Source organism: Rhodococcus indonesiensis (assembly GCF_047782815.1).
Taxonomy (GTDB): Bacteria; Actinomycetota; Actinomycetes; order Mycobacteriales; family Mycobacteriaceae; genus Rhodococcus; species Rhodococcus indonesiensis.
On record NZ_CP180630.1, the window covers coordinates 2,381,739 to 2,408,306 of the forward strand.

Genomic DNA, 26,568 nt, shown 5'->3' on the forward strand with positions numbered 1-26,568 from the left:
GACAGTCGGGCCATGACCACATCGACTTCCTCGTCCCGGCCGCTGCGACTCACCGATCCGGGCGATCTGATCGCCGCCGTGCCGGCGATGCTCGGCTTCCTTCCCGCCCGGTCGCTGATCGTGCTCAGTCTCGCGTCCGACGCCGGCGGCGGATGCGACGGCGTCCGGTCCGCGGCCGTCGGCGCCGTCATGCGCCACGACCTGATCCTGCTTCCCGGCGAGGACGATCCGGTGCCGGCCGCGATGCGTGACGTCTTCGAGCGATTCGGTGCGCTCTGCGACCGGGAGGGCGCCGACGCCGTGCTCGTCGTCCTGGTCGACGACCGCCTCGACCATCCGGACGCCCCCGCCGTCGCCGCAGCCTGCCGGCTGCTCGACGACTTCGCCGTCCGTCTCGATCGTCACGGGATCCGTATCGCCGGCGCACACGCCGTCTCCGAAGTCGCCTGCGGCAGAACATGGTTCGCGCTCGTCGGCGGCGTGCGCGGGACGGTGCCGGACCCACAGGCCTCACCCGTCGCCGCCGCGCGCGTCTTCGAGGGCGGAGCCATCCGACGGTCCCGCGCCGAACTCGCCGACCTGCTGGCCCCCGTGCCGATGCCCGGACGGATGCAGGTCGCCGACCACATCGACGAGGCGATCGACACCCGCGACCTCGCCTACGAACTCGCCGTCCGCGCCGGCGGCCGCGATCGCGCCGACCGGCAGGAACTCGAGGCCGTCCTGAGCCACATCGCCCGGCACGGCGACGGCGCGGAGCTGCTCGCCCCCGAACTCGCCGAACTGGCAGTCCTGCTGTCCAATTCGACCGTGCGAGACGCCGTGATGGCCCTCGCGACGGGCGCCGAGGCCGACGCTGCCGAACGATTGTGGATCGCGCTCACCCGGCGTCTTCCGGATCCGGAACGAGCCGAGGCCGCCGCCCTCGTCGGCTACAGCGCATACGTACGCGGCGACGGACCGCTCGCCGGGGTCGCGCTGGGTGTGGCACTCGAATCGAACCCGCGGCACCGGCTCGCCGACCTTCTCGACCAAGCCCTGCAGGCCGGGTTGCGGCCGCACACCGTACGCGGACTCGCCGACACCGGCTACGAGATCGCCGCGCGACTCGGGGTGCGAATGCCCCCGCCGGAGCCCGCGGCGTGACCTCGGCGGCTCAGCGCCGCGCCGCGTGCGACCGGTCGCCGAGATCCTGCAGGTAGGCCCAGGCGTCGGCGACGATCTCGTCGAGGCTCGTGTGCTGCGGCTTCCAGCCCAGCTCCTCGACGGCGCGGCGGCTCGATGCAATCAGCACCGCCGGGTCCCCGGCACGCCGGGGTGCATCGACCACCGTGATCGGCAGCCCCGTCACCCGGCGGCACGCCTCGATCACCTCCCGGACGGTGAAACCCTCACCGCTGCCGAGGTTGTAGACGGCGTGTTCGCCGGGACGGGCGGCCTCCAGTGCCAGGAGATGGGCGTCGGCGAGGTCCTTGACATGGATGTAGTCCCGCACCGCCGTGCCGTCCTTGGTCGGCCAGTCGGTGCCGAACACCGAGATGTGCTCGCGCTGGCCGAGGGCCACCTGCAGCACGAGTGGAATCAGGTGGGTCTCGACCACGCGGTTCTCCCCGGCGCCGCGGTACGCGCCCGCGACGTTGAAGTAGCGCAGGCTCGTCGCGGCCAGCCCGTACGCCCGGGTGTAGGACGAGATCGCATGGTCGATGGCGAGTTTCGTGGCGCCGTACGGGTTGGTGGGCCGGGCCGGGGCGTCCTCGGTGATCGGGACCCGCTCCGGTTCGCCGTACGTCGCCGCCGTCGACGAGAACACGAGCCGCGGAGTTCCCGATCGCCGCATCGCGTCGAGCAGGGCGAGGGTCGCGACGACGTTGCCGTGCCAGTACTTGTCCGGCTGCTCGACGGACTCGCCGACCAGGGACTGCGCCGCGAAGTGCAGCACCCCGTCGAACCGGGAGCGGGCGCCGTCGCCGAGCACCGCCGCGGCGGCGGTGGCGATGTCGCCCTCGACGAACTCCACGCCGGCCGGCACGGCGTCGGCGTTGCCGGTGGACAGGTCGTCGAGGACCACCACCTCGTGCCCCTGCTCGAGCAGCACCGTGCTGCAGACGCTACCCACATACCCGGCGCCGCCGGTCACCAGAAGCCTCACGCTGTGCGCCCTTCTTCGCCGGCCCGCGCAGGGCCGGCGAAGGGTCCTGTCTCAGACCTGCTTCACCTGCACCGCGTGGGCCATTTCGTCGGAAAGTTCGAAGCCGTCGTGGCCGGGCACGTTGATGATCACCGACCCAGGCTTCGTCTCGACTGTAACGCGTGCGTCGGGCACGATCCCCGCCTCACGCAGCCGGCCGATCACCTCGTGATCGGACTGCACATATTCCGCGAGCCGACGCACGACCACGGCGGTCGGCTTACCCGGCGGGATCTCGGTGAGCCGGACCAGGGGCTCGTCCGCCGCGGCCGGCCGGTCCAGACCGAGCTGGTCCAGGCCGGGGATGGGGTTGCCGTAGGGCGACGTCGTGGGGTTGTGCAGCACCTCGACGAGGCGGCGCTCGACCTCCTCGCTCATCACGTGTTCCCAGCGGCAGGCCTCGGCGTGCACGTTCTCCCAGTCGAGGCCGATCACGTCCACGAGCAGCCGCTCGGCGAGCCGATGCTTGCGCATGACCGACACCGCCAGATCGCGGCCCTTCTCGGTCAGCTCGAGGTGCCGGTCGCCCGCCACACGCAGCAGTCCGTCCCGTTCCATCCGGGCGACGGTCTGACTCACGGTCGGACCGCTCTGCTCCAGGCGTTCGGCGATGCGCGCACGCAGCGGCACGACGCCCTCTTCCTCCAAGTCGTAGATCGTCCGGAGGTACATCTCCGTGGTATCGACCAGGTCTTTCACTCTCACACCCCTTCGTCTGCGGCCGATTCTAACCGGGCGAAACCCCCGACGGGTGAACCCCGAGCGGCCCCGCCCGGCGTGGTGGGTGGTGGGCGCGCCGGGGTATTCCGGCACTCGCGTCCCCCAGGGCGGCGCAGTAGCTTTGTGGCCATGACCACGACCTCCGCCGCGACGGGCGATCCGACACATCCGAGCGGCGACCGAGTGGTGGTGTGGAGTCCGGACTTCCTCGACTACCGGTGGGGTCCGACCCATCCGATGAACCCCACCCGGCTCGATCTCACGATGGCGTTGTCCCGAGGGCTCGGCCTGCTCGAGGGGGTGGAGACCCTGCGTCCGCCCGCCGCGACCGACGCCGATCTGCTGCGCATCCACACCCCCGCCTATGTCGAGGCCGTCAAGCACGCCGGCAACCTGCCACCCGGCTCGAGCGCCGGACCGGAGGCACCGCACGGTCTCGGCACCGAGGACAACCCGATCTTCCCGCGCATGCACGAGGCGAGCGCCGTCCTCGCGGGCGGCACCCTTGCGGCTGCCCGCGAGATCGCCGCCGGCCGCACCCGGCGGGCGGTGAGCATCGGCGGCGGGATGCACCACGCGATGGCCGACTGGGCCGCCGGATTCTGCGTCTACAACGACGCCGCCATCGCGATCTCCTGGCTCCTCGACCACGGCTTCGACCGGATCGCCTACCTCGATGTCGACGCCCATCACGGCGACGGAGTGCAACACGCGTTCCTCGGCGATCCCCGGGTGCTCACCGTCTCCATCCACCAGCACCCCGCGACGCTGTGGCCGAACACCGGCTGGTCCAGCGAGATCGGTACCGGCGCCGCCGAGGGCACCGCGGTCAACCTGCCGGTTCTGCCCGGCACCGTCGACGCCCTGTGGCTGCGCGCGTTCCACGCCGTCGTCCCCGCGGCGGTCGCCGCGTTCCGGCCGCAGATCATCATCAGCCAGTGCGGCGCCGACAGCCACCGGGAGGATCCGCTGGCCGACCTCTCGTTGACCGTCGACGGTCAGCGCGCGGCGTACCTGGCCATGCGTGAGCTCGCGGACCGGCACTGCGAGGGCCGGTGGCTCGCCGTCGGGGGTGGTGGCTACGGACTGGTGCGGGTGGTGCCGAGATCATGGACCCACCTGATCGCCGCCGTGCTCGACCGCGAGATCGACCCCGCCACCCCGATCCCCGGCGAATGGCGGGAGCGGGTCGCTGCGATGGCGCCGGGGATCGATCTGCCGACCGTGATGGGAGAGGGCGGTGACGTGGCGTATCTGCCGTGGGACGGTCCCGGCGGCACCCCCGAGACCGGCGTCGCCGCGTTCGATCGTGCCCTCAGCCGCGTCGACTCGGCCATCGTCGCCACCCGTCGGGCCTGCTTCCCGCTGCTCGGCCTGGACCCGGAGGACCCGCGTGACTGAATCCGAGAGCACGGCACCCGAGAGCACGGCACCGGAGAACACGGCACCGGAGAACACGCCACCCGAGGGCACGCCGCCCGGTCGCGCGGGACAGACGCCCGACGGCGACGCACCCGCCGGCACGCAGACCGACGCCGCAGCGCGCGCCCAGGCGGAGAAGGACGCCGCCCGCGAACGGGCACTCGCCGTCGCGCGGAACTACCCCAAGCACTGGGTGGCGGACGTCCTGGCCTCCGACGGCAAGGCCGTGCACCTGCGGCCGATCGTCCCCGAGGACGCGGACCTGCTCGTGGACTTCCACAGCAAACTCTCCGAGCGCACTCGCTACCTTCGCTACTTCGGTCCCTACCCGACGATGTCGAAACGGGACCTGTTCAACTTCACCGTGGTCGACCACCACCGCCGGGTCGCGTTCGTCGCCCTGCTCGGCGGGGAGATCATCGCGGTCGGCCGCTACGAGGGTCTGCCCGAGGACGACGGCCTGTCCGCCGAGGTCGCCTTCACCGTCGCCGACGCGCACCAGGGTCGCGGCCTGGGCCCCATCCTGCTCGAGCACCTGGCCGGCGCCGCCGCCGAGAACGGCATCCACACCTTCGTCGCGGAGGTGCTGGCCGAGAACCGCAACATGGTCACCGTGTTCCGCGAGGCCGGATACCAGGTCAGCCGAAGCTTCGAGGGCGGCGTGGTGCGGCTCGAGTTCGCCATCGACCCCACCGAGGCGCTGGTGTCGGTCCGCAATGCCCGCGAACGTGCCGCCGAGGCTCGAAGCGTCCGCAACCTGCTCAGCCCGGGCAGCGCCGCCGTCATCGGCGCGTCCACCGACAGTCGCAAGGTCGGCAACGCGGTCCTGGTCAACATGCTGCGCAGCGGCTTCACCGGCCCGGTCTATCCGGTCAACGCCGAGCACCGCTCGGTGCGCGGTGTGCGCGCCTATCCGACCGTCCGCGACATCCCCGACGACATCGACCTCGCGATCGCGGCGGTCCCGGCCGAGGCCATCGACGCGGTGCTCGACGACTGCCTCGCCAAGGGCGTCAAGGCGCTGCTCGTCGTGTCGTCCGGCTTCGGCGAGACCGGTCCGGAAGGCCGGGCCGCGGAACGCCGCCTCGCGCATGCGGCGCGGGCACACGGCATGCGGCTGATCGGTCCGAACGCCCTCGGTGTCGCCAACAACGACCCGGATATCCGACTCAACGCGACCCTCGCGCCCGTGCTGCCGGCGGCCGGCAACGTCGGCTTCTTCTGTCAGTCCGGCGCGCTGGGTATCGCCATCCTCGACGAGGCCGCCAAGACCGGCGTCGGCTTGTCCTCGTTCGTCTCCGCCGGCAACCGCGCCGACCTTTCGGGCAACGACCTGCTGCAGTACTGGGACACCGACCCGGCCACCGAGGTGGTGCTGCTGTACCTCGAGAGCTTCGGCAATCCGCGCAAGTTCTCGCGCATCGCCCGGCGCGTGGCTCGCAGCAAGCCGATCGTCGCCGTCAAGAGCGGCCGGCACGCCGTACCTCCGGTCCTGGCCGCCCGCACGGGGGAGATGGACGACACCATCGTGCGGGACCTGTTCGAGCAGGCCGGGGTCGTGCAGGTGGGTTCGATCTCCCAGTTGTTCGATTCGGCCCTGTTGTTCGGCTATCAGCCGCTACCGGCCGGTCCGCGCGTCGCGGTGGTGGGCAACTCCACGGCCCTGGGTGTGCTCGCCGTCGACGCCGCCCGGAGTGAGGGTCTGCACGTCGGCGAACCCGTCGATCTGGGGGCGACGGCGTCCCCGCAGCAGTTCGCGGCGGCCGTCGCCCACGCACTCGAGTCGGCCGATGTCGACGCGGTGATCGCAGTGTTCGTACCGCCGGTCGCCGTGACGGTCGAGCCGTACGCGCAGGCCCTGCGTGACGCCGTCGCCGGCACCGACAAGCCGGTGCTCACCACGTTCCTCGCCACCGAGGGCCTGCCCGACGTCCTCGCGGTGCGCGGACCCGACGGCCATCCCACACGGGGGTCGGTGCCCTCGTATCCGGGTCCCGAGCGGGCGGCCCTCGCGCTGGCCCGGGCATGGCGGTACGCCAAATGGCGCAGCCGTCCCGCCTCGCAGGTCGTCCGCCCGGCGGGCATCGACGCAGAGAAGGCCCGCACCCTTGTCGAAGGGTGGCTCGCGACGTCGCCGGACGGACGCTGGCTCTCGGACACCGAGGCCGCACTCCTGCTCGCGTGCTACGGCGTGCACATTGCCGAGTTCCGCGCGGTGACCACGGCCGAGGAAGCCGTCGCCGCCGCGGAGGAGATCGGGTTCCCCGTCGCGGTGAAGGCGACCGGCGCCCACTGGCGGCACCGGCCGGACCTGAGCGGCGTTCGGCTGGACCTGCTCGGACCGGAGGCGGTGCGGATCGCCTACCGCGACCTCGCCGCGGTCTCGGGGGAGCCGTTGCTGCACGTACAGAAGATGGCCACCAAGGGCATCGGATGCGTCGTGCAGGTCCAGGACGACCCGTCGTTCGGGTCGCTGATCTCGTTCGGGCTGGCCGGAGTCATCTCGGACCTGCTCGGCGATCGCGCCTTCCGGGTCCTGCCGGTCACCGAGGACGAGGCGGTCGAGTTGATAGACGCCCCCAAGGCGGCGCCACTGCTGTCCGGCTACCGCAACACCGAGCCGGTCAGCAAGGCGGCGCTCGTCGACCTCGTCCAGCGCATCTCCGCCCTCGCCGACGACCTACCGGAGGTGCGGGAGATCGCGTGTGAACCGGTCCTCGCGTCCCCCACCGGCGCCGAGCTCACCGACGCGCATCTGCGGATCGGTCCCGAGCCGCATCCACTCGACCTCGGTCCCCGCCGGCTGCGCTAGACGGGCCGCCGAGTCCCGCGGCTGTGCCGAGGGGCCGCGGCGTCCCGCGGCTGTGCTGGACGGGCCGCGGCGTCCCGCGGCTGTGCCGACAACCACAGAGAAAGAGATCCCCGAGAACCCAGCCCGGTTCTCGGGGATCGTCCGGCCGACTGCCCGGTCAGCTGGCGTAGGCGCGGAGGCGTTCGGCGCGGTCGCCCTCGCGGAGCTTGCCCATGACCTCCCGCTCGATCTGGCGGACTCGTTCACGGGAGAGGCCGAAGAGCTTGCCGATCTGGTCGAGGGTGCGGGGCTGGCCGTCGTCGAGGCCGTAACGCAGGCGGATCACCTGCTGCTCGCGCTCGTCCAGGGTGGCCAGGACGCTGCGCACGTCGCTGTGCAAGAGCCCGGCGATCACCGCGTTCTCCGCGGACGTCGCCTCGGCATCCTCGATGAAGTCGCCGAGCGGGGCCTCCTCGTCGTTGCCGACCGGCATGTCCAGGCTCACCGGGTCGCGGCTGTGGTCCAGCAGATCACCGATCTTCTCGACCGGGATCCCGGACTCCGCGGACAGTTCGTCGTCGGTGGCCTCCCGGCCGAGCTGCTGGTGCAGTTCCCGCTTGATCCGGGCCAGCTTGTTGACCTGCTCGACGAGGTGGACGGGGAGCCGGATCGTGCGGCTCTGGTCGGCCATGCCGCGGGTGATGGCCTGACGGATCCACCAGGTGGCGTAGGTCGAGAACTTGAAGCCCTTGGCATAGTCGAACTTCTCCATGGCGCGGATCAGTCCGAGGTTGCCCTCCTGGATCAGGTCCAGCAGCGGCATGCCACGACCGGTGTAGCGCTTGGCCAGGGACACGACCAGCCGCAGGTTCGCCTCGAGCAGGTGGCTGCGAGCGGCCTGCCCGTCGCGTACCAGGATCGCAAGGTCGCGCTTCTTCGCTGCGGTGAGCCGCTTCTTGGTCTCCAGCAGGTGCTGGGCGTACAGGCCGGCCTCGATCCGCTTGGCCAGTTCCACCTCGTCCGCAGCGCTCAGCAGGGCCGTGCGGCCGATCCCGTTCAGATAGACGCGGACCAGGTCTGCGGCCGGGCTCTGGCTGTCGAGGTCGGAATCGACGCGGGCGGTGGTATCGGGGCGTGCCATGACGTGCCTCCTCATCGGTGGTGTCTCGAAGCGTTCAACGCGCAAGACCCCTGGGAAAGTTCCCGGGGTTCCATCGCCGGAACTGCTCTGACCTGCGTAAACGGCGCCGAGGTCCTGAGAAGTTGCTGAGAACACACCGCTGAGGGAACCGGCCGGTAACTTCCGGCCCGTCCGGAGCGTCCTACCGGACCGGCTCGACGAGCCCGTGCCGAACGAGCGCCTGTACCAGCACCACCGCCCGTTCGGCCAGCGCCTGTTCGTCCTCGTCGTGCGCGACGGCGAGCAGCGCAACCAGCTCCGCCAGCGGCAGACCGTCGGCCCGCATCCCGGCCAGCAGCGCTGCCGCCGGCTCGTCCACTTCGTGCTGCCAGTTCGGGCCCCCACCGCGGTGCACACGCGTCACCACCTGCTGCCAGCCGTCCGCTCCGGGGAGGTACACCCGTTCGAGGGCGGTGTCGGGTCGGACGACGAACCGCGCTTCGAGGACATCGTGGTCGCGCAGCCAGGCCAGCCGCTCGAAGTACGCGACGGCTTCCGCCCCCAACGGATCGGTGAAACCGTGCCGCAGGTCCTCGGCGAGGACGTCGCTCGGCGCGTCGGTGCGCCGCAGGTAGACGAATCCGAAGCCGATGCCCTGAACCTTGTGTCGCGCGAAGTGGTCGAGCCAGTCCTCGGCGCGCGCCGCCACCGCCGGATCCCGCGGGTCGGCATCACCGTCGCGCAGCCACGTGCCGACGTAGAGAGCCGGATCGGCGACGTCGCGCTGCACGATCCACGCGTCTACGCCGTGGGCGGGAAGCCAGGACGCGATCCGGCGTCGCCAGTCCTCGTCCTCGAGGTGCACCCACGAAGCCAGCATCGCAGCGGTCCCGCCCGGGTTCAGGTGCTCGGCAGCGCGCGAGATCATCAGTTCGCTCGCGCCGTCGAGGTCCAGGCCCGAGTCCCGGTAGGTGTGCTCGACCCGTCCCGTACTCACCACGAACGGCGGGTTCGCCACGATCCGGTCGAAACGGCGGCCGATCACCGGTTCGAACCACGACCCCTCGAGCAGTTCGATCTCGACCTCGTTGAGTGCGGCCGTGGCGGCAGCCAGTGCCAGTGCCCGGGCGTTGACGTCGGTGGCGGTGACGGTGCGGGCGAAGTCGGTCGCGCGCACGGCCTGCACGCCGCAGCCGGTGCCCAGGTCCAGTACCGAACCGACCGGGTCGGTGGGCATGGCCTGCAGCAGCGACAGCGAGGCGTGTCCGACGCCGAGCACATGATCCTCGCGGGTCTGCCGGGGACGCATCGCCCCGTCGAGGTCCGACAGCATCCAACGGGTGCCGGTGCCGGCGTCGAGTGGTCGCAGATCCAGTGCTGCGCGCACACCGTCGCCGTCGCGTTCGAGGAGCCCCGCCGCGATCGCCGTCGCCACGTCGAGCGGTGCGAGCGCGTCGGCCACCTCGGCGGCGGGAAGCGTGTCGCACACGAGGAACAGGCGCACGAGGGTGCCGAGATCACCGCCGCCCGCCGTGGCCCGTCGCACCGGCACAGGCTCGCCGCGTCCCAACGCGGCGTGCGCGTCGGGACCGAGGAGCTCGAGCATCGTGTCGGTGTCGAACCGTGCGCGAGTGAGTGCCGTGCGCAGCGCGGGACAGATCGAAAGCAGCAGGTCGCGGTCCATCCACGCATTGTGGCAGCACCCTGCTGCCGCGCCCGGGGCCGGGGAACCGGGTCAGCCCTCGATGATGCGCGGCTGTGGGCCCTCGAGCGCAGTGGTGTCGTCGGCGCGACCGTCCCAGCGGCTGGGCTCGTCCTTCGACCGCGGAGGGCGATCGTTGGCGATGAGCACCGCCACCCACGGAAGCGGGACCGACAGAGCGAGGATGCCCACCGAGAGCCACGGATTGGCGAACGCCGCGTATGCGAGCGCGGCGAGGATCATGGCGGGGATGCGGAAGGACATGAGCGTGAGGTACTTGCGGACCCTTGCTCGGTGCTGCTCCTCCAGCGACGACGCCGCCTCGGTGATCAGAACCGGTTTCTCGGGTGACCCGTCGTCGTAGCCCCCATGGAAACCCGGAGTTCTCGACATCCTTCTACTGTCCCACTCGCGTCCGCGGAATGCACATACACATCCGCACCCGGGGTGCGGCATCATGTAACGGTGAGCACCGACATCAAGGAACGGCCGGATACCACCACCGACGAAACCACCGACGACGACACTCCCAAGTTCTTCCACTACGTCAAGAAGGACAAGATCGCCGAGAGCGCGGTCATGGGGACCCATGTCGTCGCCCTGTGCGGCGAAGTCTTCCCGGTGACGCGCTCCCCGAAGCCGGGGTCGCCGGTGTGCCCGGAATGCAAGAAGGTCTACGAGGGTCTGCGCAAGGGCGACTGATCGACCGTCTCGTCCGGGGTCGCCGGCGCGGGTTCGCCGACGGCGTCCTCCGCTGCGGGTGGGTGCGGCGCGTCCACGGGGCACGACTCGGGTTCCCGCTGCCCCGGCCGCATGATGTCCGGTAGCCGGATCGGGATCGGTGCCGTTCCCAGCCGCCGGGTCAGGCCGGTCACCGCGGCCGGTGCGGGCGCTGCGGCCGCCCGATCGGCCAGCCACCGGCGCACCTGTTCGATGCGGGTCTCGCGCGCCGGCCAGAATTCCTGCACTGTCGCGTTGAACTCGGCTCCCAGCACGACGGCGAAGCCGAGGAAGAAGGTGAACAGCAGGAACGCGATCGGGGTGGCGAGCGCTCCGTACGTGTATCCGGTCCCGGACACCCATCGCAGGTACCAGCGCAGAGCCGCGCTCGATGCCATGAAGAACGTGCCCGCCAGGATCGCACCGCCCAGCAGGCGGTGCCACGGCAGGGACCGCGGCAGGGCCACCTTGTACAGCGTCGTCAGGCCCACGAGCAGCAGCAGCGCCACGCCGGGGTAGTAGAAGGTATCCAGCAACCGGGACCCGACGTCGTACCACGCCTCCGGCAGCGCCCGTCCGATCATGGTCGGCCCGAGCGCGACGAGCGGCAGCGTGAACACCGCCAGGACGAGGAACACCACGTACAGCAGCAGGGCGAAGAACCGCTGCCAGACGGGATGACGGTGGTCGTGCTGGTCGTGTGCCTCGTCGATGGAGTCGACGAACGTCGAGATCGCCGACGACCCCGCCCACAGCGACAGCAGGAATCCGAGGGACATCACGTCGGCGCGGCCCCGCAGCAGCACGTCCTGGACCGTGGGCCCGATGATGTCGTCGACCACGTTCTCGCTGAACATGGTGCGGCTGAACGTGACGATCTTGGACTGGATGATCTCCACCGTGTCGGGCCCGAACCACCCCGCCACGTAGCCGAGACTGCCCAGCAGGCCGAGCAGGAGCGGGGGCAGCGACAGCGTCTGCCAGAAGGCGGCCGCCGCGGCCTTGCTGAAGATGGAGTCGTCCCACGCCTTGACCGCTGTCCGGGCGAGCACCTGCAGCCCGCGGTGCACCGGCCGCCGCCGCGGGCGCGGTGCGGCGGTCGATCCGGCTGGAGGAGGTGTGTCGCTCATGGGTACTTCCAGCATTCCTGACGACACGCCGCAGTGCTCGGCGGCGGGCCGACGACACCGCGAATTCTGACATGATCGTCTCCTGTCGCCCGCGTCACGGCCGGCGGCTCGGATGCGGGCGGGCCCGGCGGACCGGGATAGGCTGCTCGACGGCCGTCGTCCGTCCGGCGACCGCACGGCGGATTCCGTACGCCCGACGGCGGGCCGCAGAGCGAGACCACCCGCACGACCGGAGAAGGAGCACGAGTAGCCGGTGAGCACCGAGACCGTCGGAACAGCGCCCTCCGCCCCCGCCGGACAGCTGCGCGCCTGGCAGCGCCGAGCCCTGACGAAGTACCTCGCGACGAGCCCGCGGGACTTTCTCGCCGTCGCGACCCCTGGCGCCGGTAAGACCACGTTCGCGCTTCGTGTCGCGGGCGAGCTGCTGCGCGACCGCACCGTCGACCAGGTGACGGTCGTCGCCCCCACCGAGCACCTCAAGCACCAGTGGGCCGCTTCGGCTGCGCGCTCCGGCATCGCCCTGGACTCGAACTTCACCAACTCCACCGGCCAGACGTCGAGCGACTTCCACGGGGTCGTGGTGACCTATGCGCAGGTGGCCTCGCACCCGTTCAAACACCGCGTCCGCACCGAGGCCCGTCGCACCCTGGTGATCCTCGACGAGATCCACCACGGCGGCGACGCCAAGAGCTGGGGTGAGGGAATCCGGGAGGCGTTCGGCGACGCCACCCGCCGCCTCGCCCTGACCGGTACCCCGTTCCGCAGCGACGACAGCGCCATCCCGTTCGTGACGTACGAACCGAACGGCGACGGCTTCATGCAGTCCAGGGCCGACCACGCGTACGGCTATGCCGATGCCCTCGCCGACGGTGTCGTGCGTCCGGTGGTCTTCCTCGCCTACTCCGGTGAAGCCCGATGGCGCAACAACGCGGGGGAGGAGTACTCGGCGCGACTCGGTGAGCCGCTCAGCGCCGAGCAGACCGCACGCGCGTGGCGGACCGCTCTCGATCCGGCCGGCGACTGGATCCCGGCCGTCCTCACCGCCGCGAACACGCGGCTCGAGCAACTGCGCCAGGGCGGGATGCCCGATGCGGGCGGACTGGTCATCGCCAGCGACCAGACGGTGGCCCGCGCGTACGCCAAGATCCTCGAGCAGCTCACCGGCGAGACTCCCGCCCTGGTCCTGTCCGACGACCCGACCGCGTCGCGGCGCATCTCGGAGTTCGACGCGAGCACCCAGCGCTGGATGGTGGCGGTGCGCATGGTGTCCGAAGGTGTCGACGTTCCTCGGCTCGCGGTGGGCGTGTACGCCACCAGCGCCTCGACGCCGCTGTTCTTCGCCCAGGCCATCGGCCGGTTCGTGCGGTCGCGACGCAAGGGCGAGACCGCGAGCGTGTTCCTGCCGTCCGTGCCGGTGCTCCTCGACCTGGCCAGCCAGCTCGAGACGCAGCGGGACCACGTGCTCGGCAAGCCGCACCGCGTGAAGGAGGGCTTCGACGACGACCTGCTCGCCGATGCCAACCGGACCAAGGACGAACCCGGCGAGGAGGAGAAGGCGTTCACCGCACTCGGCGCGGACGCCGAACTCGACCAGGTGATCTACGACGGCTCCTCGTTCGGCACGGCGACGTTCTCCGGCAGCGAGGAAGAGGCCGACTACCTGGGCCTGCCCGGGCTGCTCGACGCCGAGCAGATGCGGGCGCTGCTGCGCCGCCGCCAGCAGGAGCAACTGGACAAGCCGGCCTCCGCCCCCGCACCCACCCCGCCGCCGCAGGTGGCCGAGCGGGTGGCGACCGCCGACTCGCTGGCCCGGCTGCGCAAGGAACTGAACTCGCTCGTCGCGATGCACCACCACCGGACCGGTAAGCCGCACGGGGTCATCCACGGGGAGCTGCGGCGGCAGTGCGGTGGTCCGCCGACCGCGATCGCCACGGCCGAGCAACTCGGCGACCGCATCGCGCTGCTGCGCCAGTGGTGAACCCGCCGCCGGCGCACCCCCGGAACGGCGAAACGGGCGACCACTCGCGGTGGTCGCCCGTTTCGGCTCGGGTCTCGGAGTCGTACGGCTCCGGAACGGTGGATCAGACGGCAGCTTCGGCGTCGGACTCGGTCACGATCGTGGCACCGAGTTCACGCAGCCGGTCGGTGTGCTCCTTGGCGTGGTGGCCGCAGAAGAGCAGCTCGCCACCGGTGGCAAGGACGGCACGGACGCGAGCGGCTGCACTGCACCGATCGCAGCGGTCTGCGGCGGTCAACTTCGGGCTGGTCAACGTTCCGGGCATGACTCCTCCAAACTGGCCACCACTGTCGTCGGTTGCCTGGGGTCTGGTCCGCCGCACCGGGCCGGCGCGGTGGAACTACTGTGTCAGACGATTCCCGTTCACGCGTTGTTCCAATCCTCCGAAAATCGTGTCGAGTTTCACCCCCGAACCCGCCGAATGCCCACGACGTGCGGTTTCGGGGCCGCGGGTGTTCGCTCACAGCGCAGAGCCTCCGGCGGTGTCGCGGGCCCGGAACGGCCACCGGGAGGGGCTGCGGTGACGAATCGGCTGGTCCACATCTGCACGCGAGCCGACTGGGAGCGGGCACAGCGCAGGGCGGCACAGCGCACGGGGGTGCTGGTCCCCGACTCGCTCGCCACGCACGGGTTCGTACACCTGTCGACGCCGGAGCAGGTGCACCTGCCGGCGAACCGGTTGTTCGCCGGCCGTACAGATCTGGTGCTGCTGCACATCGACCCGGCCCGGCTCGCGGACGAAGTGCGGTGGGAGCCGGGCGTCCCGGACGATCCTGCAGGGATGACGTTCCCGCACCTCTACGGCCCGTTACCGGTCGCTGCGGTCACCGCGGTGGTGGACTACCTCCCCGGCGATAACGGGCTTTTCGGACACCCCTGAGGGTGCGCCGCCACCCAGGGGGGCCGCGAGTCCTACTCTGACGGCATGAACGTCGAAGTGACGCCGCTTCCCGGAATCGGTGTGCGCAAAGACTTCGAGCTGGCGTCGGGTCGTCGGATCGGGGTCATCACGCATCGGGACGGCCATTCGGACCTGATCGTCTCGAAGGCGGACGATCCCGATGCCTGTGCGGCCTCCCTGCCGTTGACCGTCGAGGAAGCAGCCACCCTGAGCAACCTCCTCGGTGCGCCGCAACTCGTCGCCCAGCTCCAGGAGGACCACCGGGAACTGCCCGGGATCATCACCCGGCAGCTGCACATCCACGACAGCTCCCGCTTCGACGGGGCGGTGCTCGGAGACACGGCGATGCGTACCCGCACGGGCGTGTCCATCGTCGCGGTGATGCGCGCCGGGCAGGTGACGCCCTCGCCGGGGCCGGATTTCGTACTCACCGGGGGAGACATCCTCGTCGCCGTCGGCACGGCCGACGGCCTGGACGCCGCGGCCAGGATCCTGCGCAACGGCTGACCGATGAACTCGACCACGCTCGCCCTGATCGAACTGGGGGCGGTGTTCTTCGCCCTCGGGGTGCTCGGACGGGTCGCCGCACGTTTCGCCATGTCGCCGATCCCGTTCTACCTCCTCGGCGGTCTCGCGTTCGGCACCGGCGGGTTCATCCAGCTCGGTGACATCAGCGAGTTCAGTCACGTTGCCAGTGAGATCGGCGTGGTCCTGCTGCTGCTCCTCCTCGGCCTGGAGTACACGGCCTCCGAACTCGTAACCGGGCTCAAACGGTCCCGCGCGGCGGGCCTGCTCGACCTCGTGCTCAACGCCGCGCCGGGAGTGGTGATCGCGCTGCTGCTCGGTTGGGGCGCGACGGCGGCGTTCGTCCTCGGTGGCATCACGTACATCTCGTCCTCGGGCATCATCGCCAAGACCCTGACCGACCTCGGTCGTCTGGGTAACCGGGAGACTCCCGTGGTGTTGTCGATCCTCGTCTTCGAGGACCTCACGATGGCGGTGTACCTACCGATCCTGACCGCCGTGCTCGCGGGGGTCAGCCTCATCGGTGGGCTCGAGGCCGTCGCGATCGCGCTGGGCCTGGTCACGGTCGTGCTCGTGCTGGTGTTGCGCTACGGACGTTACGTCTCTGCGGTGCTCGACAGCCCGGACAGCGAGACGTTGCTGCTCAAGCTACTCGGCGCCGCGCTGCTGGTCGCCGGTGTCAGCTCGGCGATGCAGGTGTCGGCGGCGGTGGGCGCGTTCCTGCTCGGCATCGCGATCTCCGGATCGACCGCTCACAACGCGGCCCGCGTCCTCGAGCCGCTGCGGGACCTCTTCGCGGCGATCTTCTTCGTGTTCTTCGGCCTCAACACAGATCCGACCGCCATCCCTCCCGTACTGGGATGGGCGGCGCTGCTCGCCGTCGTCACAGCGCTGACGAAGATCGTCACCGGCTGGTGGGCGGCACGGCAACACGGCATCGCCACCATGGGCCGCGCTCGCGCGGGCGCCGCCCTCATCGCCCGGGGTGAGTTCTCCATCGTCATCGCCGGACTCGCCGTCACCTCCGGTCACGTGGACGCCGAGCTCGCGGCTCTCGCATCGGCGTACGTCCTGATCACAGCGGTGCTCGGCCCCGTGGCGGCGCGCGTCGTCGAGCCGGTGACCCGGGCCGTGGTGCCCCGGCTACGCGAACGGCCGCCGGCTGCAGAGCCGACGGCCGATCGCCGTGAAGCGGAAGAGTTCTAGGTCGATCCTCAGTCGAGGTAGTCGCGCAGCACCTGCGACCGCGACGGGTGCCGCAGCTTCGACATGGTCTTCGACTCGATCTGCCGGATCCGTTCGCGAGTGACCCCGTAGACCTGCCCGATCTCGTCGAGGGTCCGGGGCTGACCGTCGGTGAGGCCGAACCGCAGCCGGACCACACCGGCCTCACGTTCGGACAGTGTCTCGAGTACCGACTGCAGCTGATCCTGCAGCAGCGTGAACGACACCGCGTCCACCGCCACCACGGCCTCACTGTCCTCGATGAAGTCGCCGAGCTGACTGTCGCCCTCGTCGCCGATGGTCTGATCCAGCGAGATCGGCTCCCGGGCGTACTGCTGGATCTCCAGCACCTTCTCCGGGGTGATGTCCATCTCCTTGGCCAGCTCCTCCGGAGTGGGCTCGCGCCCGAGGTCCTGGAGCAGCTCACGCTGGATGCGGCCGAGCTTGTTGATCACCTCGACCATGTGCACCGGGATGCGGATGGTGCGGGCCTGATCGGCCATGGCGCGGGTGATGGCCTGCCGGATCCACCAGGTGGCGTACGTGGAGAACTTGTAACCCTTGGTGTAGTCGAACTTCTCCACCGCGCGGATCAGACCGAGATTGCCCTCCTGGATGAGATCCAGGAATGCCATGCCCCGGCCGGTGTAGCGCTTGGCGAGTGAGACGACGAGCCGCAGGTTGGCCTCGAGCAGGTGGTTCTTGGCGCGATTGCCGTCGCGGCAGATCCAGTTCAGGTCGCGGCGCTGCGCGACCGGCAGCTTCTCGCCCTTGTCGGCGTATTCCTGCAACCGGTAGGTGGCGTACAGGCCGGCCTCGATGCGCTTGGCGAGCTCGACCTCCTCCTCGGCGTTCAGCAGGGCAACTTTGCCGATCTGCTTGAGGTAGGCGCGCACCGAGTCGGCGGAGGCGGTCAGCTCGGCGTCCTTGCGGGCCTGCCGCAGCGCCTCCGACTCCTCCTCGTCCCAGACGAAATCGCCCGACGCCTTGTCCTTGTCGCTGGGCTCGTCGTCGGCGTCCGCCTCCACGACCACGTCCTCGGCACCTTCGAGATCGGCCTCGGCGACGTCGATGTCCTCGAGCGCGGCTTCCTCACCCTCGAACTCGTCGCCGGCCGGCTTGCCCGCCTTCTTGGCGGCGGCCTTCTTCGCCGTGGTCTTCTTCGCGGCGGCCTTCTTCGCCGGGGCTTTCTTGGCCGCGGCCTTCTTCGCCGGGGCCTTCTTGGCCGCGGCCTTCTTCGCCGGCCGCTTCGTGGCGGGTGCGGTACCGGTCGCGGATTCCGCGGCGTCCGCGGAGGCTGCCGATTCGTTGGGGGAATCAGCCGTGTGGATGTCGGTGGCTGCCACGTACGCCCTTTCGTGACGAGGTAGTGCGGCGTCGCGCCAGAGGGGTTCCGGCGGAGAGGTCTGTCGGGATCAGGCCGGTTCGCAGCCGGCTGTGCACCATTGTAACGATCGCCGTCACGCGCGATGTGCAGGACTCAGGGGTGGACGCCTGTTTTCGCAGCCCAGGCGGCCCCGATGATGCCGGCCGCGTTGCGCAACGCGGCCGGAACGACGGGCGTGCGGTTGGTCAGCAACGGGATCCACTTCTCGTGCTTGCGGCTGATGCCACCGCCGGCGATGAACAGGTCGGGCCACAGCAGGGCCTCGAACCGCGAGAGCACCAGCGAGACCTCCTTGGCCCACCGCTTGTACGACCACTCGTTGTTCTCCTTGACCGACGACGCCGCGCGGTGCTCGGCTTCCATCCCGTCGACCTCCATGTGCCCGAACTCGGTGTTCGGCAACAGGACGCCGTTGTGCAGCACCGCCGAGCCGATGCCGGTTCCGAACGTGAGCAGGACGACCACTCCGGACGCGTCCCTGGCCGCACCGAAGCGGTCCTCGGCGAGACCGGCAGCATCCGCGTCGTTCAGCACACTGACCGGACGGTCGCCCAGCACCGAGGCGAACAACGCCCGGGCATCGGTGCCGATCCATGCCGGATCGATGTTCGCGGCCGTGCGCGCCACCCCGCCGGTCACCACACTGGGCAGGGTGACACCCACCGGTCCGGTCCACTGCGCCTGTTCCACGATTCGGGCGACCGTGTCGGCGACCGCCTGTGGAGTCGACGGCTGGGGAGTGAGGATCTTGATGCGCTCACCCACCAGGACACCCGTGGACATGTCGACGACCCCGCCCTTGATGCCGCTGCCCCCGACGTCGACACCGAATCCCAGAAGGTCCGGATCCGGCGTGGCCGGCTGGGTCGTCTGCGTCATCTCGCGCTCCCTCTCGTCACCGGAACAGTCACCGCGGGCAACCGCTGTCGTGACGTCACCCTAATGCGAATGCGACGGCCACGCGGGTGGTGCCGTACCGCGTAGTGTGTTCGGATACCCGGGTGCCCGACACCCCGGATCGCCACCCTTGCACCCTTTCCCGCGACGCCACCACGGACCCGGCCCGGCTGCGGGAGATCGCCGTGGACGTCGCGGTGGCGGCCGCCGCCCACGTGCGCGCCCGGCGGCCCGAACTGTTCCCGGCCGCCGACCCGGGTGCTCGCACAGCCGGCGCGGTGCGATCGAAGAGCACCGAGACCGACCCGGTGACGGTGGCGGACACCGAGACCGAGGACCTGATCCGGCGACTGCTGACCCGGTCGCGGCCGGGCGACGCGATCCTGGGGGAGGAAGGCGGCGCCGACGCCGGGTCGACCGGTGTCCGATGGGTGGTCGACCCCATCGACGGCACGGTGAACTTCGTGTACGGCATCCCCGCTTACGCGGTCTCGGTAGCGGCCCAGGTCGGTGGGAGATCCGTGGCGGGAGCGGTGGTCGATGTCGCCGCAGGAGACGTCTACTCGGCTGCGCGCGGAGGTGGCGCCACCCGCACCGACGCCGGGGGATCGGTGACGCGTCTGCGCTGCAACCCGGTCGGCGACATTGCCCATGCACTCGTTGCGACCGGCTTCTCCTACGCGCCGCACCGGCGCGAACGGCAGGGTGCTCTGGTGGCGGAGCTGCTGCCCAGGGTGCGGGACATCCGCCGGATCGGTGCGGCCGCCCTGGACCTGTGCATGGTGGCCTCGGGCCGCGTCGACGCCCACTACGAGCACGGGCTGCAACCGTGGGACTGGGCCGCCGGTGCGCTGATCGCCGCGGAGGCGGGCGCCTGGGTGCGGCTACCGACCGGCGGGGGCGACGACGGCGAGATCACCGTCGCCGCTGCGCCCGGCGTCGCGGCACAACTCGCGGACCTGCTCGCCACGTTCGGCGCCGACGCACCGATCCCGGCCTGACGGTCCGCGGCACTCAGCAGCGGGCGTCGCGGGCCGCCGACAGCAGGTCGATGTCGAGCGGCGCGGCGGCCGCACCCACCGGAGCCTCCCGCAGCGACTGCAGCACCTCCTCGGCGTCGGCATTGGGTGCGATCTCCTTGGAATAGGTGCCCAGGGCGAGGTCGACGGTGTCGTCGGCACGGTCGTCGCGGACGAGCTCGGCGCACGGTGCGACCAGCCACACCGTGCTGGCCGCCGCGGTCCCGGCCGCCCCGAACCTGATCTGACCGTGGCACTGCAGGTTCTGGTCGACGTAGACCGGGTCGTTGCCGGCCTGGACGTCCGGTGCGCTCGCAAACCCGTATTCGGCCAACTGGGTGGCCACATGGGTGGCTTGGCCACGTTCACCGTTGGCGTTGAACACCCGCACCCGCGTCGCCGCCAGGGGAGCAGGCTCGACGTCGAGCAGGACGGACCGGTCGACCACTTCGCCGAGCGGGGCCGGTTGCGGTCCTCCGGGCTCCGACGGCACGGTCGGCGGGGCGTTGCATGCCACGGTCCGCGATACCGGGTCGGAACCGGCGAACACCGATGCCCACACCACGATCCCGATCGTCGCCAGAACCGCGAACAGGGCCGCGGCCGGCACCAGGCGGCGGCGGGGGAACGGCCGGCCGCGTTCGTCACGCGCCCGGCCTTCGGTGATCAGGGAAACCACGGCGCCCTGCCTCTCGCATCTCCAAGGGGTGTGTGCGACCACTGTAGAGGGCATCCCGATGGGGTCCGCGAAGGCGGGCGAACGGTGGAATGTCTCGAGTTGCTGTGGTGTTGGTGACAATTGACCGACATTTCCCCGGACCGCGTGCATCGGTTACGGCTTCTGTGGGTACTTCCGCTATTGTTCGGCGGCCCAGGTCGTCGAAGATTCGACGATCGGGCCTTCGACAGGGGAGGCCCGGGTCGTGTCCGGGACCCGGATACGGTCGGCGGGAACTTCCGGAGACGGTCGGGCGTTGCCCCCGCCGAAGGACATGAACAGTGTCCTTCGGCAGGGCACCTGCACGAGGACTAGAGGTAGAGGAAATGGCGACTGACTACGACGCACCGAGGCGAACCGAAACCGACGAGGTGTCGGAGGATTCACTCGAAGAATTGAAGGCGCGACGCAACGAGGCGCAGTCCGCAGTCGTGGACGTCGACGAGTCGGATACCGCGGAGTCCTTCGAGCTGCCCGGCGCCGATCTGTCCGGTGAGGAGCTGTCGGTTCGGGTGGTGCCCAAGCAGGCCGACGAGTTCACCTGCTCGAGCTGCTTCCTGGTACACCACCGCAGCCGACTCGCCAGCGACGAGAACGGCGTGATGATCTGCCGGGACTGTGCAGCCTGAGTCCCGGCGGGACTGTGCAGCCTGAGTCCCGGCGGGACTGAGCAACCCCGGGACTGTGCAGCCTGAGCTCCGGAACATTCCGCTGACCGGCCGTCCTCGGTTCAGCCTTCGGATTCGTCGGCACAACCCAGGGCGGCCAGCAGCTCCGCGGGCCGCCTCGTGCTGATCAGCCAGTACGGGGTGGGGTCGTCCGGATCGTCCAGTACGACGAGCACCATCGTCCCGATCCACGGGCGGTGCTGGACGTACGCCGCCGGGTCGAGCTGGCGTCCCAGGGCGGCGCTCTTCGCCGATGCCGGCACCACGACGGCCCGGGAGATCACCTCGAGCGGCAGGTGCGCCCGGCCGACGATCAGCTCCCCGGCCGTCACCTCCAACCGCAGACGGGACAGCCACACGAGCGCCCAGACAGGGAACGGCAGCAGCAGCACGTACGGCAGCCAGGCGTACAGGCCGGGCGCCCCCATGTGCAGTTCCGCGGCCAGCAGTGCGGCCACGCCCAGGCCGAGGGGCCACCACCACAGCGGCACCCACATCCGTTCGGAGTAGACCGGCACGTCGGTCGTCTGCTGCGCATCCGCATCGGGTCGAGAGGTTCGAGACACGTCCATCAGAGTAGTCTCGGTGCACGTGACCGATCTTCCAGCCGTCCCTCTGCTCCGTCTGGACCCGGGGATTCCCATGCCCGCCCGCGCACACACCGGCGACGCCGGCGTGGACCTGTGCACGACGGTGGACGTGACCCTCGAGCCCGGGCGGCGAGCGCTGGTGGGGACCGGCATCGCGGTGGCCCTGCCCGTCGGCACGGTGGGTCTGATCCATCCGCGTTCCGGCCTGGCCGCGAAGTTCGGGCTCTCGGTGGTCAATACCCCCGGGACGGTGGATGCGGGCTACCGCGGCGAGATCAAGGTGTGCCTGATCAACCACGATCCCGACCGCGTGGTCGAGCTGCGTCGTGGCGACCGCATCGCTCAGCTACTCGTGCAGAAGGTGGAACTCGTCGACTTCGTCGAGGTCGACTCTCTCGACGACACCAGCCGCGGCGCCGGAGGATACGGATCGAGCGGTGGGCACGCCGGTCTGGTGAAGGAAGGTTCCTGACATGTTCGGACGACGCCGGAAGAACCGGGACGCCGAAGCGCCCGGACTCGCGGACGACGGTGAGTTCGCCCCCACCCCCGGGGAAGACGAGACACCGGTGCCGCAGGGCGGCCCCTACGACATCGACGACATCGGTGAGGACGCGGTCGGCAGCCGGCTCGACCTCGGGTCGGTCCTCGTGCCGTTGCCGCCGGGCGGGCAGATCCAGGTGGAGATGGCGCCGAACGGTCAACCCCAGGCCGTGCACCTGGTGACCCAGCACGGACGGATCACGATCTCCGCGTACGCGGCGCCGAAGTCTCCGGGGCAGTGGCGGGAGGTGGCTGCCGAGCTGGCCGAATCGCTGCGCCGCGACAATGCGACGGTCAGCATCGAGAGCGGACCGTGGGGCCGGGAACTGCAGGGCAGCACCCCGAACGCGGATCTGCGCTTCCTCGGTGTCGACGGCTACCGGTGGATGATCCGCTGCGTTGTCGCCGGGCCGGCCGGTTCGGTGACGGGTGACTCGCCGCTGGTGGAGACCGCACGCAGCATCGTCGCCGAAACCGTCGTGCGTCGCGGCCAGGATCCGCACCCGGTGCGTACGCCGTTGCCGGTGGTGCTCCCGAAAGCTCTTGCGGAGCAACTGGCCGCCGCACAACAACAGCAGCAGGCAGCCGCGCAGCAGGCGTCCCAGCAGCCGGCACCGTCCCAGCAGCCGGCACCGCCCCAGCAGCCCGCACCGCCCCAGCAGCCCGCGCCCCAGTCGCGCCCACGCCACGGTGAGTCGGGGTCGGCGATGCAGCAGCTCGGTTTCTGACGGACCGACCCGTCAGTCCCGGGCGCGCCGCAATGCCTCCAGGGAGGCTGTCCCGAGTACGGACGGGTCGGTGCCGATCTCGGCGAGAGTGACCGTGCCCAGCGCGGCGCGCACCAGGTGCGAACACCACTCCTGCGCGACCGCGAGGGGATGCACCGCGTCGTCCACGGCGGCGGCGATGCCGACCGGCACCTCCACGGCCTGCAATTCGTGCAGGTCCAGTGCCCGGTACCGGGACGCCTCGTCGAGCGCCGCCGGCAGGTCCGGCCACTGCGACCGCCAGGACCGGGCCAGCTCCGTCCCGAGCCACGCGGGACTGGACTCCACCATCGCCGCGGTCACCGCGGCCAGCCCGTGCGCGCGCAACTCCCCGGCCGTCCAACGAGCGCTCGCCGCCGCCGGGGCGGCGTCCGGCGAGCCCGTCCACGCCGGCAGCGCGGCCAGCACACCGACGGCGCGCCCGGGATGCTCGGCCGCCCACCGCAGTGCGACGGCAGCCCCGAGCGACACACCACCCACCAGCACGGGACCCTCGGCCGCGGCACGGTCGAGGGCATCGACGTAGCTGCCCACCACACGCGCCGGATCCGGGTCGACCGCGACGGTGCGTACGCCGGCAGCGGCGAGCGGACCCGCGAACGCACGCTCGGCGAAGTGCGCGTCGGAGCCCGTTCCGGGCAGGACGACAGCGACGACAGTGCTGGTCCCGCGGTGTTCCGGGGAGCTGTTCGCGGAGCGCATGCCACGATCCTGCCGGACCCGTCCGCGCAGGTGGGAACCGGAGTGGTTGCCCCGTCCCGATAGGTCTACAGTGGCCCTCAGGAAAGCCCCATGCGCGGCCCGAGACCCGTGCCGCGCCCGTTCCAGGAGCACGCTATGGCAACCGCCGCAGCCGGTTACTTCCGCCGACTCACCCGTCGGCTCACGGAGGATCTCGAGCAGCTCGACGCCGAGGAGATCGCCGAAACCGCCCAGGCGACCGGGGCTCGACGCGCCTGCGACTGCGCACGCGGTGAGGAAGTGACCATGTTCGGCCGCCTCCGCAGCGTCGAGGCGTGCCCGAAGGCCGCCAGCGCCGCCGTCGAAGCCGAACTGTTCGACGGCACCGAAGCCGTCAAGCTCGTATGGATCGGCCGTCGCCGCATCCCGGGCATCGAGCCGGGCAAGACGCTGCTGGTGCGCGGCCGCGTCGGTGAGCGCGACGGCGCGAAGGTCCTCTACAACCCGTATTACGAACTGCGCGAGCGAGCCTGAACCCCGGCGCCGCCGCGCCCGTTCCCGGCGCCACCCGCCCTCGCGCGCGGCTGTGGCACCCTCGTAGGAGTGAGCGAGAAGCAGCAGACGGTCCTGGAACAACTCGGTGGACTCAGCGGGTTGGTCTCGTCGACCGTGCCCGTGCTGGTGTTCGTTCCGGTCAACAGCGTCTGGGGTCTGACCGCCGCGATCTGGGCGGCCCTCGCCGCAGCCACCGCCGTGCTCGTGTGGCGACTCGTCCAGCGCACCCCCGTCCAGCCCGCCGTCTCGGGCTTTCTCGGTGTGGGCGTGTGCGCCTTCATCGCCTACCGCACCGGCGACGCCAAGGGTTACTTCCTCTTCGGCATCTACACCAGCCTGCTGTACGCCGCCGGCTTCGTCCTGTCCATCCTGGTGCGGCGGCCGCTGGTCGGTGTGATCTGGGGCATGCTCAACGGGCAGGGATCGTCCTGGCGGCGCCACCGTGTCGCCGTGCGCGCCTACGACATCGCGACGGCGGCGTGGGCGCTGGTGTTCGCGGCTCGCTACCTCGTGCAACACGAGCTGTACGACGCCGACCGGACCGGCTGGCTCGCAGTGGCCCGCATCGGCATGGGATGGCCGCTGACGGCGGTGGCGTTGCTGGTCACGTTGTGGGCGGTGCGCCGCGCCGACCGGGTCGTCGAACCGGCGCCCGAGACGGTCGACGAGCCGATCGAGACCGAGCCGGGTCGGACGGCCGACGGTCCCGAGCAGGACGTCCGCTGACCCGTCAGAGCCCGAGCGCTGCGCGCAGTTCCTGTTCCACCTCGGTCGCGGCGACGAACAGCAGCTCGTCGCCGCCCTCGAGGGGGTCGTCGGGCTGTGGGACGATGACGCGGCCCCCGCGCAGGATCGTCACCAGGGCCGCATCCCGGGGCAGCTGCAGTTTGCGTACCGGTTTCCCGGCGAGCGCGGTGGTGTCCGGCAAGGTGATCTCGACCAGGTTCGCGCCCTTACGCAGCGTCATCAGCCGGACCAGATCACCGACCGAGACGGCCTCCTCGACCAGCGACGCCAGCATGCGCGGTGTGGAGACAGCAACGTCGACCCCCCACGACTCGTCGAACAGCCACTCGTTGCGCGGGTCGTTGACGCGGGCGACGACCCGCGCGACGCCGAACTCGGTGGTGGCGAGCAGGCTCAGCACCAGGTTCGCCTTGTCGTCGCCGGTAGCGGCGATCACCACGTCGTACTGCTCGAGTTGTGCGGCCTCGAGCAGGCTCAGCTCGCAGGCGTCGGCGTGCACCCACTTGGCATCGGGCACGGAGTCGGGCTCGACGTGCTCGAGCTTGCGTTCGAGCAGCATGACGTCGTGGTGGTTGCGGATCAGTTCGCGCGCGATGGAGCGTCCGACGGCTCCCGCTCCCGCGATGGCCACCTTCATCGGCGTTCCTCTCGGTGATGTCCGGGTCGTGTGTTCGGCTGCGTCTGCAGGCACCGGACGGTCAATCGTCGGCCGCAGGGGGCTGGCCGGCGAGGGCGATCGCCTCGGCGACGGTGCCCGAGACGGCCGCGATGTATACCTGATCGTCGGCCTGCAGCACCGTCTTGCGGTCGGGCAGGACCCCCGTGCCGAAGCGGATGACGAATGCGACCCGGGAATGGGTGGCGGCCTCGAAGTCGGTGACGTTGCGGCCGATCCAGTCCTCGTGCAGCGACACCTCGGCGACGGCGACGGTGCCGGTCGGGTCCCGCCACTTGGCCGTCTGGCTCTCGTAGGTGAGGTTGTGCAGAAATCGGTCGGTCGTCCACGGCACGGTGGCGACGGTGGGGATCCCGAGTCGTTCGTACACCGCGGCGCGCTTGGCATCGTAGATGCGGGCGACGACCCGTTCGACGCCGAAGGTCTCCCGGGCGACCCGGGCGGAGATGATGTTCGAGTTGTCCCCGGAGGAGACCGCGGCGAACGCGTCGGCTCGCTCGATGCCGGACCGCACCAGCACGTCCCGGTCGAAGCCCATTCCCACGATCGTGTGTCCCGGGAAGTCCGGGCCGAGCCTCAGGAACGCGCTCGGGTCGCGGTCGATGACGGCCACTTCGTGGCCCAGCCGGACGAGCGCCGCAGCCAGGGAGGAACCCACCCGGCCGCAACCCATGACCACCACGTACACCGTTCGCTCCGATTCTCTTCCTTGCCGTGTCGCCCGGTCGCGACGTGCAGAACCGAACCGTACCGCTCGCGCGGGGCCGGTGTGCGGTGCCGGGCGACGGTACCCCCGCAGCGGTGCATTTCGGACACGGCCACGGGTGCCCGGCGGGTGGCCGGCGGGACGGCTTAGGCTT

General features: G+C 70.6%; 28 protein-coding genes. 14 read left to right on the forward strand and 14 right to left on the reverse strand.

Annotated features, from left to right (window positions below; genetic code table 11):
- Positions 1-12 precede the first annotated feature (12 nt).
- Positions 13-1,146 (forward strand): DUF4192 domain-containing protein, encoded by a 1,134-nt coding sequence (locus ACM26Y_RS11120; RefSeq protein WP_416063445.1) that lies wholly within the window; start codon positions 13-15, stop codon positions 1,144-1,146.
- A gap of 10 nt (positions 1,147-1,156) precedes the next feature.
- Here ACM26Y_RS11120 and galE read toward each other — a convergent pair whose 3' ends face one another.
- Both galE and ACM26Y_RS11130 read right to left on the reverse strand, forming a co-directional pair.
- Positions 1,157-2,149 carry a UDP-glucose 4-epimerase GalE gene (galE, locus tag ACM26Y_RS11125; protein ID WP_416063446.1) on the reverse strand — a complete coding sequence of 331 codons (993 nt, stop codon included), beginning with the start codon at positions 2,147-2,149 and terminating at the stop codon, positions 1,157-1,159.
- A gap of 51 nt (positions 2,150-2,200) precedes the next feature.
- Positions 2,201-2,887, reverse strand: coding sequence for a metal-dependent transcriptional regulator (locus ACM26Y_RS11130; RefSeq protein WP_054373252.1), 687 nt, complete (start codon positions 2,885-2,887; stop codon positions 2,201-2,203).
- 150 nt (positions 2,888-3,037) lie between these two features.
- On the opposite strand from ACM26Y_RS11130, the gene ACM26Y_RS11135 reads away from it, so the two are divergent.
- Positions 3,038-4,309 carry an acetoin utilization protein AcuC gene (locus tag ACM26Y_RS11135; RefSeq protein WP_416063447.1) on the forward strand — a complete coding sequence of 424 codons (1,272 nt, stop codon included), beginning with the start codon at positions 3,038-3,040 and terminating at the stop codon, positions 4,307-4,309.
- Complete coding sequence (locus tag ACM26Y_RS11140; protein WP_416063448.1) at positions 4,302-7,142, forward strand: GNAT family N-acetyltransferase; 2,841 nt, start codon at positions 4,302-4,304, stop codon at positions 7,140-7,142. Before ACM26Y_RS11135 ends, ACM26Y_RS11140 begins: the two co-directional genes overlap by 8 nt.
- A 157-nt stretch (positions 7,143-7,299) precedes the next feature.
- Here the strand turns inward: ACM26Y_RS11140 and ACM26Y_RS11145 are convergent, their stop codons facing one another.
- From ACM26Y_RS11145 to ACM26Y_RS11155, 3 genes are all read right to left on the reverse strand, one after another.
- Positions 7,300-8,262 carry a sigma-70 family RNA polymerase sigma factor gene (locus ACM26Y_RS11145; protein WP_003935593.1) on the reverse strand — a complete coding sequence of 321 codons (963 nt, stop codon included), beginning with the start codon at positions 8,260-8,262 and terminating at the stop codon, positions 7,300-7,302.
- A gap of 181 nt (positions 8,263-8,443) precedes the next feature.
- Positions 8,444-9,925 (reverse strand): methyltransferase, encoded by a 1,482-nt coding sequence (locus ACM26Y_RS11150; RefSeq protein ID WP_416063449.1) that lies wholly within the window; start codon positions 9,923-9,925, stop codon positions 8,444-8,446.
- 51 nt (positions 9,926-9,976) lie between these two features.
- Entirely contained in the window at positions 9,977-10,336 is a 360-nt protein-coding gene (locus tag ACM26Y_RS11155; protein ID WP_054375097.1) for a DUF3099 domain-containing protein, read from the reverse strand.
- A 72-nt stretch (positions 10,337-10,408) separates the two neighbouring features.
- Here ACM26Y_RS11155 and ACM26Y_RS11160 point away from each other — a divergent pair, with 72 nt between their 5' ends.
- The gene (locus ACM26Y_RS11160; protein WP_003935590.1) at positions 10,409-10,645 is read left to right on the forward strand and encodes a DUF3039 domain-containing protein; all 237 of its coding nucleotides are present in this window, start codon (positions 10,409-10,411) and stop codon (positions 10,643-10,645) included.
- On the opposite strand, the gene ACM26Y_RS11165 is transcribed toward ACM26Y_RS11160, so the two are convergent.
- Positions 10,618-11,793, reverse strand: coding sequence for a YihY/virulence factor BrkB family protein (locus ACM26Y_RS11165; RefSeq protein ID WP_003935588.1), 1,176 nt, complete (start codon positions 11,791-11,793; stop codon positions 10,618-10,620). The genes ACM26Y_RS11160 and ACM26Y_RS11165 overlap by 28 nt on opposite strands.
- 253 nt (positions 11,794-12,046) lie before the next feature.
- On the opposite strand from ACM26Y_RS11165, the gene ACM26Y_RS11170 reads away from it, so the two are divergent.
- Positions 12,047-13,771, forward strand: a complete 1,725-nt coding sequence (locus tag ACM26Y_RS11170; protein ID WP_003935587.1) for a DEAD/DEAH box helicase — start codon at positions 12,047-12,049, stop codon at positions 13,769-13,771.
- A 103-nt stretch (positions 13,772-13,874) separates the two neighbouring features.
- Here the strand turns inward: ACM26Y_RS11170 and ACM26Y_RS11175 are convergent, their stop codons facing one another.
- Positions 13,875-14,075 (reverse strand): hypothetical protein, encoded by a 201-nt coding sequence (locus ACM26Y_RS11175; protein ID WP_003935586.1) that lies wholly within the window; start codon positions 14,073-14,075, stop codon positions 13,875-13,877.
- A gap of 255 nt (positions 14,076-14,330) precedes the next feature.
- Here ACM26Y_RS11175 and ACM26Y_RS11180 point away from each other — a divergent pair, with 255 nt between their 5' ends.
- Genes ACM26Y_RS11180 through ACM26Y_RS11190 form a run of 3 tightly spaced genes read left to right on the forward strand, consistent with a single transcriptional unit; the run spans position 14,331 to position 16,442 of the window.
- The gene (locus tag ACM26Y_RS11180; protein WP_371383025.1) at positions 14,331-14,690 is read left to right on the forward strand and encodes a DUF952 domain-containing protein; all 360 of its coding nucleotides are present in this window, start codon (positions 14,331-14,333) and stop codon (positions 14,688-14,690) included.
- 45 nt (positions 14,691-14,735) lie between these two features.
- Positions 14,736-15,218 (forward strand): cation:proton antiporter regulatory subunit, encoded by a 483-nt coding sequence (locus tag ACM26Y_RS11185; RefSeq protein WP_003935584.1) that lies wholly within the window; start codon positions 14,736-14,738, stop codon positions 15,216-15,218.
- A 3-nt stretch (positions 15,219-15,221) separates the two neighbouring features.
- Positions 15,222-16,442, forward strand: a complete 1,221-nt coding sequence (locus tag ACM26Y_RS11190; RefSeq protein WP_371383024.1) for a cation:proton antiporter — start codon at positions 15,222-15,224, stop codon at positions 16,440-16,442.
- Between the two features lie 8 nt (positions 16,443-16,450).
- Here ACM26Y_RS11190 and ACM26Y_RS11195 read toward each other — a convergent pair whose 3' ends face one another.
- Complete coding sequence (locus ACM26Y_RS11195; RefSeq protein ID WP_054375093.1) at positions 16,451-17,806, reverse strand: RNA polymerase sigma factor; 1,356 nt, start codon at positions 17,804-17,806, stop codon at positions 16,451-16,453.
- A gap of 134 nt (positions 17,807-17,940) precedes the next feature.
- Entirely contained in the window at positions 17,941-18,726 is a 786-nt protein-coding gene (ppgK, locus tag ACM26Y_RS11200; protein ID WP_371383022.1) for a polyphosphate--glucose phosphotransferase, read from the reverse strand.
- A 122-nt stretch (positions 18,727-18,848) separates the two neighbouring features.
- Between ppgK and ACM26Y_RS11205 the strand changes: the two genes are divergently transcribed.
- Positions 18,849-19,745: an inositol monophosphatase family protein gene (locus ACM26Y_RS11205; RefSeq protein WP_289380707.1), complete on the forward strand. Its 897-nt coding sequence runs from the start codon at positions 18,849-18,851 to the stop codon at positions 19,743-19,745.
- 13 nt (positions 19,746-19,758) lie between these two features.
- Here the strand turns inward: ACM26Y_RS11205 and cei are convergent, their stop codons facing one another.
- Positions 19,759-20,442 carry an envelope integrity protein Cei gene (cei, locus tag ACM26Y_RS11210; protein WP_054373624.1) on the reverse strand — a complete coding sequence of 228 codons (684 nt, stop codon included), beginning with the start codon at positions 20,440-20,442 and terminating at the stop codon, positions 19,759-19,761.
- A gap of 365 nt (positions 20,443-20,807) precedes the next feature.
- Between cei and ACM26Y_RS11215 the strand changes: the two genes are divergently transcribed.
- Complete coding sequence (locus tag ACM26Y_RS11215; protein WP_003935578.1) at positions 20,808-21,110, forward strand: DUF4193 domain-containing protein; 303 nt, start codon at positions 20,808-20,810, stop codon at positions 21,108-21,110.
- Positions 21,111-21,211: 101 nt separating this feature from the next.
- Here the strand turns inward: ACM26Y_RS11215 and ACM26Y_RS11220 are convergent, their stop codons facing one another.
- Complete coding sequence (locus ACM26Y_RS11220; protein WP_052033932.1) at positions 21,212-21,721, reverse strand: DUF3093 domain-containing protein; 510 nt, start codon at positions 21,719-21,721, stop codon at positions 21,212-21,214.
- A 19-nt stretch (positions 21,722-21,740) separates the two neighbouring features.
- Between ACM26Y_RS11220 and dut the strand changes: the two genes are divergently transcribed.
- Positions 21,741-22,211 carry a dUTP diphosphatase gene (gene dut, locus ACM26Y_RS11225; RefSeq protein WP_052033941.1) on the forward strand — a complete coding sequence of 157 codons (471 nt, stop codon included), beginning with the start codon at positions 21,741-21,743 and terminating at the stop codon, positions 22,209-22,211.
- A gap of 1 nt (position 22,212) precedes the next feature.
- Entirely contained in the window at positions 22,213-23,010 is a 798-nt protein-coding gene (locus ACM26Y_RS11230) for a DUF3710 domain-containing protein (RefSeq protein ID WP_416063450.1), read from the forward strand.
- Positions 23,011-23,022: 12 nt separating this feature from the next.
- On the opposite strand, the gene ACM26Y_RS11235 is transcribed toward ACM26Y_RS11230, so the two are convergent.
- Positions 23,023-23,751 carry an alpha/beta fold hydrolase gene (locus ACM26Y_RS11235; protein ID WP_289380705.1) on the reverse strand — a complete coding sequence of 243 codons (729 nt, stop codon included), beginning with the start codon at positions 23,749-23,751 and terminating at the stop codon, positions 23,023-23,025.
- A 135-nt stretch (positions 23,752-23,886) separates the two neighbouring features.
- Between ACM26Y_RS11235 and ACM26Y_RS11240 the strand changes: the two genes are divergently transcribed.
- Both ACM26Y_RS11240 and ACM26Y_RS11245 read left to right on the forward strand, forming a co-directional pair.
- Positions 23,887-24,264, forward strand: coding sequence for an OB-fold nucleic acid binding domain-containing protein (locus ACM26Y_RS11240; protein ID WP_003935573.1), 378 nt, complete (start codon positions 23,887-23,889; stop codon positions 24,262-24,264).
- 69 nt (positions 24,265-24,333) lie between these two features.
- Complete coding sequence (locus ACM26Y_RS11245) at positions 24,334-25,011, forward strand: DUF3159 domain-containing protein (RefSeq protein ID WP_003935572.1); 678 nt, start codon at positions 24,334-24,336, stop codon at positions 25,009-25,011.
- A gap of 4 nt (positions 25,012-25,015) precedes the next feature.
- On the opposite strand, the gene ACM26Y_RS11250 is transcribed toward ACM26Y_RS11245, so the two are convergent.
- Both ACM26Y_RS11250 and ACM26Y_RS11255 read right to left on the reverse strand, forming a co-directional pair.
- Positions 25,016-25,669, reverse strand: a complete 654-nt coding sequence (locus tag ACM26Y_RS11250; RefSeq protein ID WP_003935571.1) for a potassium channel family protein — start codon at positions 25,667-25,669, stop codon at positions 25,016-25,018.
- Between the two features lie 61 nt (positions 25,670-25,730).
- On the reverse strand, positions 25,731-26,396 hold the full coding sequence (locus ACM26Y_RS11255; RefSeq protein ID WP_289380704.1) for a potassium channel family protein: 666 nt from the start codon (positions 26,394-26,396) through the stop codon (positions 25,731-25,733).
- Between the last annotated feature and the right edge of the window lie 172 nt (positions 26,397-26,568).